Here is a 14,726-nt window from a genome sequence, read left to right as displayed (position 1 = left end):
AAAGAAGCTGCGGCATTGCCGCAGCTTTTTTCATTTCCGACGGGGCGTTCTACCGTCCCGCCGCAGGGGTCTCGACCAGGTCGTCGTCGATGTGCGGATCGGCCGGCTGCCCGCGCAGCTTGCGCACGGTGCGCCTGATCCAGTGCTCGATGTCGTCGATGTAGGTGAACACGGCAGGCACCACCAGCAGGCTCAGCACGGTGGAGGTGATCAGCCCGCCGATCACGGCCATCGCCATCGGCGAACGGAAGCTCGAATCCGCGGTGCCGAAGCCCACCGCGATCGGCAGCATGCCGGCGCCCATGGCCAGCGTGGTCATGATGATGGGCCGCGCGCGCTTGTGGCAGGCGTCGCGCAGCGCGTCCCAGCGGTTCATGCCGTGGTCGCGGCGCGCCACGATGGCGTACTCCACCAGAAGAATCGAGTTCTTGGTGGCGATGCCCATGAGCATGATGAGCCCGATCAGCGACGGCATCGACAGCGCCTTCTGCCCGATCAGCAGCCCCACGAACGCGCCGCCCAGTGCCAGCGGCAGCGCGCACAGGATGGTCACCGGGTGCAGGAAGTCCTTGAACAGCAGCACCAGCACGATGTAGATGCACAGCACGCCCGTGAGCATGGCCAGGCCGAAGCTGGCGAACAGCTCGGTCATGACTTCCGCGTCGCCGATCTCGGCGATGCGCACGCCCGGCGGCAGGTTCACGATCGACGGCAGCTTCGTCACCGCGGCCTTGGCGTCGCCCAGGCCCACGCTCGAGAGTTCGATCTCGAAGTTCACGTTGCGCGAGCGGTCGTAGCGGTCGATCACGGCCGGGCCGCCTTCCATGCTGAGCGAGGCCACCTGGCTCAGCATGACCGGCCCGCGCGTGCCCGGCACCGAGAGGCGCCCGAGCAGGTCGATGTCCTTGCGCGCCGAGTCTTCCAGCTTCACCACGATCGGCACCTGCCGCTGCGCGAGGTTGAGCTTGGCCAGCGACTGGTCGTAGTCGCCCAGCGTGGCCACGCGCAGCGTCTCGGCAATGGCGGCGCTGGTCACGCCCAGGTCGGCGGCGCGCGCGAAGTCGGGGCGCACGGCGATCTCGGGGCGGATCAGGCTCGCGGTGGAGGTGATGTTGCCAAGGCCGGGAATGGTGCGCAGGTCTTTTTCGACCGCGCTCGCCGCGCTGGACAGCGCCACCGGGTCTTCGCCCGTGAGCGCCAGGATGTACTTCTCGCCGGAGCCGCCCAGGCCCACCGTGCTGCGCACGCCGGGCAGCGTTTCGAGCGCGGTGCGGATCTGGTTCTCGATCACCTGCTTGCGCGGCCGGTCGCCGCGCGGGTCGAGCTTGATCGTGAGCGTGGCCTTGCGCGTCTCGGGCGTGCCGAAGTTGGCGAACGGATCGCCGCCCGCGCTGCCGCCGGCCACCGTGGTGTAGACGCTCTTCACATGCTGGATCTTCATCACGCGGTTGCGGATTTCCTCCGCTGCCGCGGTGGTCTGCGCCAACGTGGAGCCGGGCGCGAGCGAGAGGTAGATCTGCGTCTGCGAGTTGTCGTCAGCCGGAATGAAGCCGGTCTTGAGCAGCGGGATCATCGCCAGCGAACCGAAGAAGAAGAGGGTGGCCAGCACCATCGTCTTGAAGCGGTTGTGCGTGCTCCACGTCACCGCCTTCATGTACCAGCTGAGCCAGCCCGGCTCCTTCTCGGCGCCGACCACGGGCTTGAGCATGTAGGCGGCCATCATCGGCGTGAGTACCCGAGCCACCACCAGCGACGCGAACACCGCGAGCGATGCCGTCCAGCCGAACTGCTTGAAGAACTTGCCGGCCACGCCGCTCATGAAGGCCGTGGGCAGGAACACCGCGATCAGCGTGAAGGTGGTGGCGATCACCGCCAGCCCGATTTCGTCGGCCGCCTCCATCGCCGCCTGGTAGGGCGTCTTGCCCATGCGCAGGTGGCGCACGATGTTCTCTACCTCCACGATGGCGTCGTCCACCAATATGCCCACCACCAGCGACAGCGCGAGCAGCGAGATCACGTTGACCGAGAAGCCCAGCAGGTGCATGCCGATGAAGGCCGGAATCACCGACATCGGCAGCGCAATGGCCGACACGAAGGTGGCGCGCCAGTCGCGCAGGAACAACCACACCACGATCACCGCGAGGATGGCGCCTTCGTACAGCAGGTGCAGCGAGCCGTTGTATTCCTCTTCCACCGGATCGACGAAGTTGAAGGCCTCGGTCAGCTCGATGTCGGGGCGCGCGGCGCGCATGTCGGCCAGCGCCTTCATCACCGCGTGGCCCACTTCGACTTCGCTGGCGCCGCGGCTGCGCGCCACCTCGAAGCCCACCACCGGCTTGCCGTTGAGCAGCGCGGCCGCGCGCGGCTCGGCGATGGTGTCGCTCACGCGCGCCACCTGGTCGAGGCGGACGCGGCGGCCGTCGCTCAGCACGATCTGCATGTCGGCGAGCTGGTCGGCCGACTTCACGGTGGCCATGGTGCGCACCGGCTGCTCGCTGCCACCCAGGTCGAAGCGGCCGCCCGCGCTTTCGGTCTGAACCTGGCGCAACTGGCGCGAGATGTCGGCGGCCGAGGCGCCCAGCGCCTGCAGCTTGCTCGGGTCGAGGTCGATGTGCACCTGGCGCGTGACGCCGCCCACGCGGTTCACCGCGCCCACGCCGGGCAGGGCCAGCAGCTTCTTCGTGACGTCGTTGTCGACGTACCAGCTCAACGCCTCGGCATCCATGGCGGAGGAGGCGATGGTGAAGGCCAGCACCGGCTGGGCCGCGAAGTCGAGCTTGGTGACGACCGGGTCGCGCACGTCGGCCGGCAGGTCGGCGCGCACGCGCTGCACTGCGGAGCGCACGTCGTCCACGGCTTCCTGCACCGGCTTCTCGAGCCGGAACTCGACGATCAGCGTGGCGGCGCCGTCCTGCACCTTGGTGGTGATGTGCTTCAGGCCCTGCACCGTGGCGATGGAGTTCTCGAGCTTGCGCGCGACATCGGTCTCCAGCTGCGAAGGCGCGGCGCCGGGCAGCGAGGCCGAGACCGTCACGGTCGGCAGGTCGATGTCCGGAAAGTTCTGCACCTTCATCGCGTTGAACGACAGCAACCCACCGAAGGTGAGCAGCACGAACAGCATCACCGCCGGAATCGGGTTGCGTATGGACCAGGCGGAAACGTTCATGGGCGTGTTCCTTTGATGAATTTCTGCGGCCGCTTACTTGGCCGTGGCTGCGGAGGCTGCCGACCTGGCCGGCTGCGCCGTGGGCGCTGGTGCATCCACCACGCGCACCAGGTCGCCGTCGTTGAGGAAGCCCGCGCCTTGCACCACCACCTGGGCGCCGTCGGGCAGCGCGCTGGTGATCTCGATGCGGTCGTTCAGGCGCCGGCCGATTTGCACCTTCAACTGCGCCACCTTGTTGTCGGGCTTGAGCAGGAAGACGTTGTTGAAGCCGTCGCGCGGCACGATGGATGCCTGCGGCACCGTCGGCGCCGTGCTGCGGCCCAGCTCGAAGTCGCCACGCGCGAACATGCCGGCCTTGATGCCGGTGTTCTGCTGCACGTTGGGCAGGTCGACATACACCAGCGCCGCGCGCGTCTGCGGATCGACCGTGGGCGCGACGCTGCGCACCTTGCCGCGCACCTGCGCGCCGCTGGCGCTCACCACGAAGGCGGTGGTGCCGACCGCGACGCGGCTCAGCTCGGCCGACGTCACTTCGGCACGCCATTCGAGCCGGCCCTGGCGGATCAGCCGGAACAGCTCTGTGCCGGCCGACACCACGCTGCCGACCGTGGCGGTGCGCGCCGAGATCACGCCGTCGTCGGGCGCCAGCACCTGGGTGTTGCGACCGCGTACCTGCTGCGCGGCCAGCACGGCTTCGGCAGCCTCGGCGCGCGCCTTGGCGGTCTGCTCGGTGGTCTGGTACTGGTTGATCTGCTGCTGGCTCAGCGCTCCCGTGGCCTGCAGCGTGCGGGCGCGCGCGGCATTGCCGGCGGCGTCGGCCGCCGTGGCACGGGCTTCCGCCAGCGAGGCGCGCGCCTGCGCGATGTCGGCCTGCACCGTTTCGGGCGAGAACACCGCGAGCACCTGGCCCTTCTTGACCACGTCGCCCACGTTCACGCGCACTTCGGCCAGCTTCAGGCCGTTGGATTCGGAGCCGACCACCGCCTCCTGCCAGGCGGCCACGTTGCCGTTGGCCGCGAGCGTGAGCATCAGCTCGGTGGCCTCGGGCCTGGCGACGGTGACGGTCAGTGCCGGCTTGGGTGAGGGCGCAGTGCCCTTGGCCCCGGCGGCGGATGCGGGCTGGGCCGCCTTGTCCGACGGCTTGCCGCCCGTCATGAAGAAGATCGCGGCGATGACGACGGCCAGCGCGATCAGCGCGATGGCGAGGGTGGAACGCTTCATTGTTTTCATGGCGACGTCGCGACCTTGGTGGCCGGGGTGGTGGTCATAGATGACGATTCGAAAGAGGAGGGCGCCGGGGCCGACTGGCGGTTCCAGCCGCCGCCCATCGAGCGGTACAGCGCCACCCATGCCTCGGTGCGCTCGCGCTGCAGCGTGACGCGCGCGGTCTGCGCCGAGAACAGCGTGCGCCGCGAATCCTCCAGTTCGAACAGGCTGGCGAGGCCGCCGCTGTAGCGTGCCTGCGTGGCGTCGAAGGAGGCCTGGTAGTTCTTTACCGCGGCATCGGCATCGGCCGTGCGGGCGTTGGTGGCGTCGAGGTTGACCAGCGCCTCCTCGACTTCGCGCACGGCCTGCCGCACGTTCGAGCGGTAGAGCGACACGGCCTCGGCATAGCGGGCCTTGGCCGCCTCGGTGTTCGCCTTGCGCGAGCCGCCGTCGAGCAGCGGCACGGTGAGCGACAGCGGGCCCACCGTCCAGGTCTCGAGCGACTGGCGCACGCCGTCGACACGGTACTGCGTGCGGCCGATGGAGCCCGACAGGGTGAGCTTGGGGTAGCGCTCGGCCTCGGCCGAGCCCACGTCGGCGCTGGCGGAGGCCACGCCGAGTTCGGCTGCGTACACGTCGGGCCGCTGCGAGATCGCCTCGGCCGGCACGCTGGCGATGCTGCCGACGGCGGGCAGCGCGCGCTGCGCCGGCGCGGCCGCGAGCTTGCCTTCGAGCGTGGTCTCGTCGACGCCGCTGAGCGCGACCAGCGCCTTGCGCTGCACCGCGCACTGGGCGCGCTGCTGCGTGAGCCGGCCGGAGGCGTCCGAAGCGCTGGCGCGGGCAAGCGCGGCGTCGGCCGGTGCGGTGAAGCCGGCCTTTGCCGAGAGGTCGGTGAGCCGCGCGGTCTCGGAGCGCGAGCGCGCATCCGATTCGGACACACGCAGCTGTTGCTGGCACGCGCGCTCGGCAAAATAGGCGTTGGCCGTTTCGGCCGCCACCGCCACACGCGCGTCGTGCCACTTGGCGTTGGCGCTGCTCTGCTTGGCCTCGGCGGCGTCGCGGTCGGCGCGCAGGCGGCCGAACAGGTCGATCTCCCATTTCGACTGCAGGCCGGCCTGCAGCGTGGTGATCGGCGTGCTGGCCGAAAGGCTGCTGCTCGAACTGCTGCCGGAAGAAAAGCCCGAGGTGCCGCGGCTGGCGGATGCGGTGCCGTCGAGGCTGGGCAGCAGCGCGGCGCCGGTCTGCACGCGCGTGAAGCGCGCCTCGGCCACGCGCGCGGCGGCGCTCGCGACGTTGGGGCTCGCGGCTTCGGCGGCGGCGATCAGCTCGACCAGCAGCGGATCGTCGAGCTGGCTCCACCAGTTGGCCAGCGAAGCCAGCGAGCCGCCGTGGGGCAGGGGCGCATGCCATTGCGCGGGCACGGGTGCTTCCACCTGCGCCGGGGGGCGCGTCAACGCACAGCCGGAAAGGCCGACGCCGAGGCAGAGGGCCGTCATCAGATTCAGTCGGAGTTTTCTCTTCATTGCTTCTTCTGCTTTCTCTCGGCGCGCCTGCGGGCCGCCTCGACCTCGACCAGCGCCAGCGCGTAGCTCGTGAGCCGGTCTGCCCAGGCGTCGATGGCGCGCGGCGTGCGCAGCAGCGAGGGGCGGATCGCCTCGATGAAGTCCTGGCTCACGTAGAGCTGCATCGACAGCCCGGTGATCGCGAAGGTCAGGCGATGGATGTCGTCGTCGGCGCGCTCCACCTTCAGGTGGCGGCACAGCAGGTCGGCGATGGCGCGGTGCGGGCCCTTGATGTCGCGCTCCAGCTCCTCGGCCCAGCGGCTGGTGGGCTCCAGCATCTCGCGCATGTGCAGCTGGATGCATTGCCGCACGATCTCGCCCTGCTTGAGCGGGTCGATCATCGACACCATGCACAGGCGCAGCGTGTCTTCGAGCGACTGGCCGGGCGCATTGCACGCGGCGATCAGGTCGCTGGAGTCGCCGCCCATCGGCTCGCTGAAGGTGGCCGCGTACAGCCCCTCCTTGTCGCCGAAGTAGTAGCTGATGGCCGAGATGTTGACCTCGGCCTCGCGGGCGATCTCGCGCGTGGAGGTCTTGGCGAACCCCTTCTGCGCGAAGAGCCGCAGCGCGGTGTGGAGCAGCCGGTGGCGGGCCTCGGCGCCATCGGCGCGCGGCGCGCGGCGCGGGGCCTGGGTGATCGGGTCTCTCGCGTTCATGGCCGGCATTACACCATGCATGAAATCAAACGATTGATTTACTTAAGGCTTGCTGAAGGGTTTTCTACGAGAACTCGTAGCCTGAGCGATTGCTGAAGACCGGCGGTGCCGGGCAGGCCTCGTTCGCAGGCGCGCTACGATCCCGCCATGCCCGCTGCCCCTGCCACCGCAACGCCCTCGCTGCCCCTCGATGCCGAGGGAATTCTCGCGCTCGCCGCGCGCTCGATGTTTCATTTGTTTTCGAGCATCAGCCAGGGCATGTTCCTGGTCGACAGCACCGGGCGCATCGTGTGGGTGAACGAGGGCTACCGGCGCTTTTTGCCGGCGCTTGGCTTCTCGTCCATCGACGAGTTCATGGGGCACATGGTGGAGGACGTGATTCCCAACACCCAGATGCGGCGCGTGCTCGAAACCGGCGAGCCGATATTGATCGACCTGCTGACCAACAAGGCCGGCACATTCGTCGTCAGCCGAATCCCGCTGCGCGAGGAGCGCGAAGGCGGCGAGGGCGGCCTGGGCAAGGTCATTGGCGCCATCGGCATCGTGCTGTTCGACCAGCCCGAGACCACGCTGCAGCCGCTCATCAGCAAGTTCGCGCTGCTGCAGCGCGACCTCGACGACGCGCGGCGCGAGCTCGCGAGCCAGCGCAACAACCCGCTCTACCAGCATGCGCCCGACGGCCAGCGCCGTTCCAAGTACACCTTCGCGAGCTTCATCGGCAGCAGTCCGGCGGCGGTGGAAGTGAAACGACATGCGCGGCGCGCGGCGCAGTCGACCAGCCCGGTGCTGCTGCTGGGCGAGACGGGCACCGGCAAAGAGCTGCTGGCACATGCCATCCATGCTTCGTCCGCGCGCGCCAAGGGGCAGTTCGTCAGCGTGAACATCGCCGCCGTGCCCGACACGCTGCTCGAAGCCGAGTTCTTCGGCTTCGCGCCTGGCGCATTCACCGGCGCCGACCGCAAAGGCCGCGAAGGCAAGTTCAAGCTGGCCGACGGCGGCAGCCTGTTCCTGGACGAGATCGGCGATATGCCGCTGGGCCTGCAGGCCAAGCTGCTGCGCGCACTGCAGGAAGGCGAGATCGAGCCGCTGGGCTCCAACAAGCTCGTGCCCTTCGACGCCCGCGTGATCGCCGCCACCTCGCGCGACCTTCCCGAGCTGGTGCGGCGCGGCCAGTTCCGCGAGGACCTGTACTACCGCCTCAACGTGCTGCCGCTGCGTGTGCCGCCGTTGCGAGAGCGGCGCGCCGACATTCCAGCGCTGGTCGAGGCGCTGGGCGAAGACATGGCGCTGCGCAGCGGCGAAGCCCCACCCGAACTCACGCCCGACGCGCTCGCACTGCTGGCGGGCCAGCACTGGCGCGGCAACATCCGCGAACTTCGCAACGTTCTGGAGCAGGTGACGATGCGAAGCGACTCGCAGCGCATCGATGCCGTGCAACTCGAACGCATCCTGCGGGAAGCGGGACTGGAGCAGATCGAGCTGCCGGCCGCTTTGCAGAGCGCGCACGATGCGGACGAAGAGGCGGCGTTGCTGCGCCCGCTCGCGCAGCAGGTGGCCGAGCTCGAGCGCAAGGCGATCGCGGCGGCGCTGGCCTCCACCGGCGGCAACAAGCTGGCGACGGCGCGGCTTCTGGGAATTTCGCGGGCGACGCTGTATGAGCGGATGACAAATCAGTAGTCAACTGCAATCGAATTTCAGTCAAATGGGAGGGGGATCTCGATGAAGGGTTTGCTTGCACGACTCAAGGGGTTGGGTGGCCGTGGAGGTGTGTCGGCCGGATCGACGGTGCAGTCTGCTCGGCAGGAGAGCGCAGGCGTGCTGATCAATGCGTACTGCACGCACAGCGATGTCCCGGAGCCCGATTTCCCCCACGTGCCTTTTGCGCGCCGCGATCTCTCCGATCCGGAACTCGCGAAACATCTGTCGGGATTTGTTGGGTATGTGCTGAGCAGGGGGACCGGTGAGATGTCGCGCAACCGCTATCACGTGATGCGCCATATTCAGCGCGTGCAGCAGCATTTGAGTTTCTCGGTCGAGGAGTCACAACTTGACGCACTTTCGGGATGGGCACAGCGCGCGAATGCAATCCTGTTCCTGCCGGACGGTGGTATCCGCGATCCCAACGGGCGGGTGTTGTTGTCCGCAGCAGGGGATGCGCCTGATGAGGCAGCCGCGCTTCCCTATCCCGTCGAGGCTTGGGAGCGAAAGGCGCGGACCGAGGCGATGCTTGCGTCGCGCGGCATGCCGGTGCCGCAGCATCTGCCGCCTCTTGTTTCGGAGCCCGAGTTGCGCTTGCGCGCACCGCAGGAACTCGCGGGCAGGGCGTTCGCGCTGCTGGCTGTGTCGGCCCGCGCCGAGTCGGTGGTGAGTGGTGAACCGTTGTCGATGGGTGACCTGTTCAGGCGACTGCCTTTCGCGCAGAAGAACTTGACAGCGGGCGAGCGAGCCTTTCTTGCCGCAGACATGCCCGACGAATCGACAGTGGTGCAGTTCGGGTGGCGTTTCGAGTGTCTCTTCACGCTCGAGTGGGTCTTGGGCCTGGTTGACGAGCTGCCATTTCCCGCAGCGATCTGCGATGTACCGCTTGCCACTCGTGTGATGTTGAATGTTGGTGCCTCTGCCGATGCGATGCAGACTCTGAAGATGCGCGAGGACAGTGAGATCCTCGATGCACTGGATTTGCACTACCGGCTTCACTGGCTTGTGCGCCAGGCACGCCTCAAGAAGGAGGTGCTTCCACAAGGCGTCGACGCTGGTGTCGTGCTGGAGCGGCACCGTGCATTGAACTGGCTCGTGCGCTTTGAGGATCATGACTGGGACGATGTCGATACACCCACATGACAATGGCGCCTGCTCTTGCTATTTCGCTATCCCGCTACTCATGAAGACATCGATCCGTTCCCTTGTTTTTGTCGCAGCGTGCGCTATCGTCGGCCTCGCCAACGCCGCACCCCAGTGCTCCAGCGACGCAGTCGTCCGCGCGAAGAAACTCCTGACCTTCCATTTCGGCGAAGACGACCGCATCAGCATCAGTCCCGACGTGAAGGAGCTGCCGTCCATCCGCAATCCCGCGAACAGCAAGCAGCAGTTCAAGGTGCTCGAGGTCTGGGGATCGATCTACAAGGGCAACTATCGGATGAGGCTGATCTATCACGCGTCGGGTGCCGACTGCACCCTGATGGGCCAGGAAATCCTGGAGTACGCGAGCCTGTGAGCATCAAGGCGCTGCGCTCCACCTTCGGCCCCAACTGCCATTGGTGCGGCCTGCCCATGGATTTCGACGAGCCCGCGGGGCGGCCGGAGTCCGCCACCATCGAGCATCTCGTCGACTCGACCTTTGGCGGTATCCGCTCGTCGAAGCACCGGCGACTGGCACACGCGGCCTGCAACCACGCGCGCAACGAGTTCCGCATGCAGGCCGAGCGCCAGTTCGAGCAGTGGGTCGCGGAGCGGCAGGTCTCCGGGAAAGCCCTGACTGAAAAATAGACACTCGTCTGAAATCCAGGCAATGCAAGTGTTCTGAATTCAGCCTGACGGCGTTTCTCTCGAATGAAGAAATGTTTGTTATCAATGGCTTAGAGGATGGCACGGAGTGTGCAATATTCAGTCACCTTTTTCAGGAGACAAAGAATGAACCGTCGCCACCTCGTCGCGCTGGCAGCGCTCGCCACCTGCGCCGCAGCCGCCCCGGCATGGGCCCAGTCCAACGAAATCCGCATTGCCCACATCTATAGCAAGACCGGGCCGTTCGAGGCCTACGGCAAGCAGACGCAGACGGGCTTCATGATGGGCCTGGACTACGCCACCGGCGGCACCATGGCCGTCAACGGCAAGAAGATCGTGGTGATCGAGAAGGACGACCAGGGCAAGCCGGACGTGGGCAAGTCGCTGCTGGCGACGGCCTATGCCGACGACAAGGCGGCGCTCGCGGTAGGTCCGTCGTCATCGGGCGTCGCGCTCGCGATGCTGCCGGTAGCGGAGGAGTACAAGAAGATCCTGCTCGTGGAGCCCGCCGTGGCCGATTCGATCACCGGCGACAAGTGGAACAAGTACATCTTCCGCACCGGCCGCAATTCGAGCCAGGACGCGATCTCCAACGCGGTGGCCATCGACAAGCCCGGCGTGACCGTCGCCACGCTCGCACAGGACAATGCCTTCGGCCGCGACGGCGTGAAGGCCTTTGGCTCGGCGCTCAAGAAGGCCAAGCTCGTGCATGAGGAGTACCTGCCGCCCGCCACCACCGACTTCACGGCCGGCGCGCAGCGCCTGATCGACAAGCTGAAGGACCAGCCGGGCCGCAAGATCATCTGGATCGTCTGGGCCGGCGCGGGCAACCCGTTCAAGATCGTCGACCTCGACCTCAAGCGCTACGGCATCGAGATCGCCACCGGCGGCAACATCCTGCCGGCCATGGCCGCCTACAAGGCGCTGCCGGGCATGGAGGGCGCGGCCTACTACTACTTCGGCATCCCGAAGAACCCGGTGAACGAGGCGATGGTGTCGGCTCACTACAAGGAATTCAAGACGCCGCCGGACTTCTTCACGGCTGGCGGCTTCTCCGCCGCGATGGCAGTGGTGACGGCGCTGAAGAAGACCAACGGCGACACCAACACCAACAAGCTCATCAGCACCATGGAAGGCATGAGCTTCGACACCCCCAAGGGCAAGATGACCTTCCGCAAGGAAGACCACCAGGCGATGCAGTCGATGTACCACTTCAAGATCAAGGTCGACCCGGCGTTCGCCTGGGGCGTGCCGGAGCTGGTGCGCGAGATCAAGCCTGAAGAGATGGACATCCCCATCAAGAACAAGAGATAAGAGCTCGCCCCCAGGCTGCGCGCACTTCGTGTCGCTACGCCAACCCCCTACCGGGGGCAACACCTGCGGCCCGGCAAAGCCGGTTCCGCGGTGTTCCTCGAATTAATTTCAGTTTCGCCCCGGATGGCCGCCGGGCGAAGCGCCAGCCTGCGCCTTTCGCGGCGGCGTGTTGTTCCCACGGCCGATTCGATTCGTCAGTCAGCAAAGCAAACGTTCGATACCCACAACAGAAGGAGACAGCGATGCCAGCGATGAAATGGAAGAACTGGAAGGGACTTGCCGCGGCCGCGGCGATGACGGTGGCGGCGCATGCCGCGCAGGCGGCGGTGCCGCTGCCCGCGCTCGGTGCCAATCCGGCGGAGGTGAGCGTGTCGGGCCTTTCGGCCGGCGGCTTCATGGCGGTGCAGCTGCACGTGGCCTATTCGGCCACCTTCAAGCGCGGCGCAGGCGTGGTGGCGGGTGGCCCGTACTACTGCGCCGAGGGTTCGGTGGTCAACGCCACCGGGCGCTGCATGACCCACAGCACCAGCATCCCGGTGTCGTCGCTCGTGAGCACCACCAACAGCTGGGCGGCCAGCGGCACGATCGACCCGGTGTCGAACATGAGCAATTCGAAGGTGTACATGTTCTCGGGCACTTCGGACAACACCGTCAAGCAGCCGGTGATGGACGACCTGAAGACCTACTACCAGAGCTTCGTGCCGGCGGCCAACGTCGTCTACAAGAACAACATCGGCGCGGGCCATGCGATGGTCACCGACGACTACGGCAGCGCCTGCAGCACCACCGCCGCTCCATACATAAACAACTGCGGCTTCGACCTCGCGGGCGAGATCCTCACGCAGCTCTACGGGCCGCTGAACCCGCGCAACAACGGCACGCTGGGTGGCACCTTCACCGAGTTCAACCAGTCGGAGTTCGTCTCCGGGCACGGCATGGCCGCCACCGGCTGGATCTACGTGCCGCAGGCCTGCACCACCACCTCGTGCCGCGTGCACCTGGTGCTGCACGGCTGCAAGCAGAACTACACCGACGTGAGCGACCAGTACGTGCGCAAGACCGGCTACAACCGCTGGGCCGACACCAACAACATCGTGCTGATCTACCCGCAGACCAGCACGGCGGCCACCAACAGCTGCTGGGACTGGTGGGGCTACGACAACGCCAACTACGCGAAGAAGTCCGGCCCGCAGATGGCGGCAATGAAGGCGATGATCGACCGCGTCACCGGCTCCTCGGGCGGCAGCGGGCTGCCGGCGCCCACCGGCGTGGGCACATCGGGTGCGACCAGCAGCAGCATGGTGATCGGCTGGGCCGGCGTGATGGGCGCGAGCGGCTACAACGTGTACCGCGGCGGCAGCAAGGTCAACTCGGCACCCGTCGCTGCCACCAGCTACACCGACACCGGCCTGGCTGCGTCCACCACTTACAGCTGGACCGTGGCGGCGCTCGACGCCAGCAACGTGGAGGGCGCGATGTCGACGGCGGCCACCGGCACGACCACCGCGGGTTCCGGCGGTGGCGGAACGTGCTACACCGCGAGCAACTACACGCACACCGTCGCCGGGCGTGCCTACGCGCTGTGGGGCCTGACCTATGCCTACGGCTCGAACCAGTCCATGGGCCTGTGGAACATCTACGTGACGACCACGCTGAAGCAGACCGGCCCCAACTACTACGTGATCGGCACCTGTTGAGGCAGGCCGGTCTTCATTCTGTTTTCCGATTCGCAATGACCAACAACGATGCTTGAGACCCGAGATCTGACCATCCGCTTCGGTGGGCACGTGGCCGTCAACAGTGTGAGCTGCGCTTTCGCGCCGGGCACGCTGACGGCCATCGTCGGCCCCAACGGGGCGGGCAAGACCACCTACTTCAACCTGATCTCGGGCCAGCTCAAGGCGAGCGCGGGCACCGTGTCGCTCGACGGGCATTCGTTGTCGGGCCTGTCCCCCTCCGCACGCACGCACGCGGGGCTGGGGCGGGCCTTCCAGCTGACCAATCTCTTTCCCAACCTCACGGTACTGGAGAACGTGCGCCTTGCGGTACAGGCCACACGCGATGGCGCGCACCGGCGCGGGCTCAACCTGTGGAGCATCTGGAGCGACCACAAGGCGCTGACCGAGCGCGCCGACCAGATCCTGGCCGACGTGGCGCTCAAGTCGCGCGAGCACGCGACGGTGGCGAGCCTGCCGCACGGCGACCAGCGCAAGCTCGAAGTGGCTCTGCTCATGGCGCTGGAGCCCAAGGTCTTCATGTTCGACGAGCCCACGGCCGGCATGAACGCAGCCGAGGCGCCCGTCATCCTCGACCTGATACGCAAGCTCAAGCAGGACAAGAGCAAGACCATCCTGCTGGTCGAGCACAAGATGGACGTGGTGCGCGAACTCGCGGACCGCATCATCGTGCTGCACAACGGCACGCTGGTGGCCGATGGAGAACCGGCCGAGGTGATCGCCTCGCCGGTGGTGCAGGAGGCCTACCTGGGCGTTTCGAAGGAGGCCGCATGAGCAGCACCGCTGGAAACCTGCTGGCCCTCGAGGGCGTGCACACGCACATCGGGGCCTATCACATCCTCCACGGCGTGGACCTCGCCGTGCCGCGCGGCCAGCTCACCATGCTGCTGGGCCGCAACGGCGCGGGCAAGACGACCACGCTGCGAACCATCATGGGCCTGTGGCATGCGTCGCAGGGCAGGGTGCGCTTCGGCGAGAAAGAAATCACCGCCCAGCACACGCCGCAGATCGCCGGCCTGGGCATTGCCTACGTGCCCGAGAACATGGGCATCTTCTCCGACCTCACGGTGAAGGAGAACATGCTGCTCGCCGCACGCGGCGCGAAGAGCGCGCAGCAGATCGACGACACGCGCCTGAAGTGGATCTTCAAGCTCTTCCCCGCGGTCGAGAAGTTCTGGAACCACCCGGCGGGCAAGCTCTCGGGCGGGCAGAAGCAGATGCTGGCGGTGTCGCGCGCCATCGTGGAGCCGCGCGAGCTGCTCATCATCGACGAGCCCAGCAAGGGCCTGGCGCCCGTGATGATCAACAACATGATCGACGCCTTCGCCGAACTCAAGCGCAGCGGCGTAACGATTTTGCTGGTGGAGCAGAACATCAACTTCGCCCAGCGACTGGGCGACACCGTCGCGGTGATGGACAACGGCCGCGTGGTGCACGCCGGCTCCATGGCGGAGTTCTCCGCCGACGCGCAATTGCAGCAATCGCTGCTCGGACTGGCCCTATGAGCGCAGTGCCGGGCCGTCCCAAACAAGCTCGCGCCCCCTCGGGGGGCAGCGCAGCACATGAAATGGCAAGCGTGGGG

At 67.0% G+C, this 14,726-nt stretch carries 12 protein-coding genes; 8 read left to right on the top strand and 4 right to left on the bottom strand.

All coding sequences use genetic code 11. The features are described from left to right. Nucleotides 1-49: 49 nt before the first annotated feature. The 4 genes from EJO71_RS25380 to EJO71_RS25365 are packed head-to-tail and all read right to left on the bottom strand — an operon-like array spanning nucleotide 50 to nucleotide 6,590. A complete protein-coding gene (locus EJO71_RS25380; RefSeq protein WP_125951382.1) occupies nucleotides 50-3,166 on the bottom strand; it encodes an efflux RND transporter permease subunit in 3,117 nt (1,038 codons plus the stop codon). A 33-nt stretch (nucleotides 3,167-3,199) separates the two neighbouring features. Continuing rightward, nucleotides 3,200-4,396: an efflux RND transporter periplasmic adaptor subunit gene (locus EJO71_RS25375; RefSeq protein ID WP_125951383.1), complete on the bottom strand. Its 1,197-nt coding sequence runs from the start codon at nucleotides 4,394-4,396 to the stop codon at nucleotides 3,200-3,202. Continuing rightward, nucleotides 4,393-5,868, bottom strand: coding sequence for an efflux transporter outer membrane subunit (locus EJO71_RS25370; protein WP_240651860.1), 1,476 nt, complete (start codon nucleotides 5,866-5,868; stop codon nucleotides 4,393-4,395). Before EJO71_RS25370 ends, EJO71_RS25375 begins: the two co-directional genes overlap by 4 nt. A 23-nt stretch (nucleotides 5,869-5,891) precedes the next feature. After that, nucleotides 5,892-6,590, bottom strand: a complete 699-nt coding sequence (locus EJO71_RS25365; protein ID WP_125951385.1) for a CerR family C-terminal domain-containing protein — start codon at nucleotides 6,588-6,590, stop codon at nucleotides 5,892-5,894. 147 nt (nucleotides 6,591-6,737) lie between these two features. On the opposite strand from EJO71_RS25365, the gene EJO71_RS25360 reads away from it, so the two are divergent. The 8 genes from EJO71_RS25360 to EJO71_RS25325 all read left to right on the top strand — a co-directional run bounded on the left by EJO71_RS25360 (nucleotide 6,738) and on the right by EJO71_RS25325 (nucleotide 14,649). After that, nucleotides 6,738-8,267: a sigma 54-interacting transcriptional regulator gene (locus EJO71_RS25360; RefSeq protein ID WP_125951386.1), complete on the top strand. Its 1,530-nt coding sequence runs from the start codon at nucleotides 6,738-6,740 to the stop codon at nucleotides 8,265-8,267. Nucleotides 8,268-8,309: 42 nt separating this feature from the next. Then, nucleotides 8,310-9,431: a DUF4272 domain-containing protein gene (locus EJO71_RS25355; RefSeq protein ID WP_125951387.1), complete on the top strand. Its 1,122-nt coding sequence runs from the start codon at nucleotides 8,310-8,312 to the stop codon at nucleotides 9,429-9,431. Between the two features lie 40 nt (nucleotides 9,432-9,471). Next, the gene (locus EJO71_RS25350) at nucleotides 9,472-9,804 is read left to right on the top strand and encodes a hypothetical protein (RefSeq protein ID WP_125951388.1); all 333 of its coding nucleotides are present in this window, start codon (nucleotides 9,472-9,474) and stop codon (nucleotides 9,802-9,804) included. Continuing rightward, on the top strand, nucleotides 9,801-10,076 hold the full coding sequence (locus EJO71_RS25345; protein WP_125951389.1) for a hypothetical protein: 276 nt from the start codon (nucleotides 9,801-9,803) through the stop codon (nucleotides 10,074-10,076). The genes EJO71_RS25350 and EJO71_RS25345 overlap by 4 nt, the downstream gene beginning before the upstream one ends. 144 nt (nucleotides 10,077-10,220) lie before the next feature. Next, nucleotides 10,221-11,408, top strand: a complete 1,188-nt coding sequence (locus EJO71_RS25340; RefSeq protein WP_125951390.1) for a substrate-binding domain-containing protein — start codon at nucleotides 10,221-10,223, stop codon at nucleotides 11,406-11,408. A gap of 242 nt (nucleotides 11,409-11,650) precedes the next feature. After that, nucleotides 11,651-13,105: a PHB depolymerase family esterase gene (locus EJO71_RS25335; protein WP_125951391.1), complete on the top strand. Its 1,455-nt coding sequence runs from the start codon at nucleotides 11,651-11,653 to the stop codon at nucleotides 13,103-13,105. Between the two features lie 48 nt (nucleotides 13,106-13,153). After that, complete coding sequence (locus EJO71_RS25330) at nucleotides 13,154-13,918, top strand: ABC transporter ATP-binding protein (protein WP_125951392.1); 765 nt, start codon at nucleotides 13,154-13,156, stop codon at nucleotides 13,916-13,918. After that, nucleotides 13,915-14,649 (top strand): ABC transporter ATP-binding protein, encoded by a 735-nt coding sequence (locus EJO71_RS25325; RefSeq protein ID WP_125951393.1) that lies wholly within the window; start codon nucleotides 13,915-13,917, stop codon nucleotides 14,647-14,649. The genes EJO71_RS25330 and EJO71_RS25325 overlap by 4 nt, the downstream gene beginning before the upstream one ends. Nucleotides 14,650-14,726 lie beyond the last annotated feature (77 nt).

This window comes from Variovorax sp. 679, assembly GCF_003952185.1.
Lineage (GTDB): Bacteria > Pseudomonadota > Gammaproteobacteria > Burkholderiales > Burkholderiaceae_C > Variovorax.
The sequence above is the reverse complement of the archived record's forward strand: the minus strand, read 5'-3'. Positions and strand labels throughout refer to the sequence as shown.

Excerpts from the sequence above, each read along its gene's own strand:
- EJO71_RS25370 (WP_240651860.1), bottom strand. The coding sequence starts at position 5,868 with ATGACGGCCCTCTGCCTCGGCGTCGGCCTTTCCGGCTGTGCGTTGACG.
- EJO71_RS25380 (WP_125951382.1), bottom strand. The coding sequence starts at position 3,166 with ATGAACGTTTCCGCCTGGTCCATACGCAACCCGATTCCGGCGGTGATG.
- EJO71_RS25330 (WP_125951392.1), top strand. The coding sequence starts at position 13,154 with ATGCTTGAGACCCGAGATCTGACCATCCGCTTCGGTGGGCACGTGGCC.
- EJO71_RS25325 (WP_125951393.1), top strand. The coding sequence starts at position 13,915 with ATGAGCAGCACCGCTGGAAACCTGCTGGCCCTCGAGGGCGTGCACACG.
- EJO71_RS25360 (WP_125951386.1), top strand. The coding sequence starts at position 6,738 with ATGCCCGCTGCCCCTGCCACCGCAACGCCCTCGCTGCCCCTCGATGCC.
- EJO71_RS25340 (WP_125951390.1), top strand. The coding sequence starts at position 10,221 with ATGAACCGTCGCCACCTCGTCGCGCTGGCAGCGCTCGCCACCTGCGCC.
- EJO71_RS25350 (WP_125951388.1), top strand. The coding sequence starts at position 9,472 with ATGAAGACATCGATCCGTTCCCTTGTTTTTGTCGCAGCGTGCGCTATC.
- EJO71_RS25355 (WP_125951387.1), top strand. The coding sequence starts at position 8,310 with ATGAAGGGTTTGCTTGCACGACTCAAGGGGTTGGGTGGCCGTGGAGGT.
- EJO71_RS25365 (WP_125951385.1), bottom strand. The coding sequence starts at position 6,590 with ATGAACGCGAGAGACCCGATCACCCAGGCCCCGCGCCGCGCGCCGCGC.
- EJO71_RS25335 (WP_125951391.1), top strand. The coding sequence starts at position 11,651 with ATGCCAGCGATGAAATGGAAGAACTGGAAGGGACTTGCCGCGGCCGCG.
- EJO71_RS25375 (WP_125951383.1), bottom strand. The coding sequence starts at position 4,396 with ATGAAAACAATGAAGCGTTCCACCCTCGCCATCGCGCTGATCGCGCTG.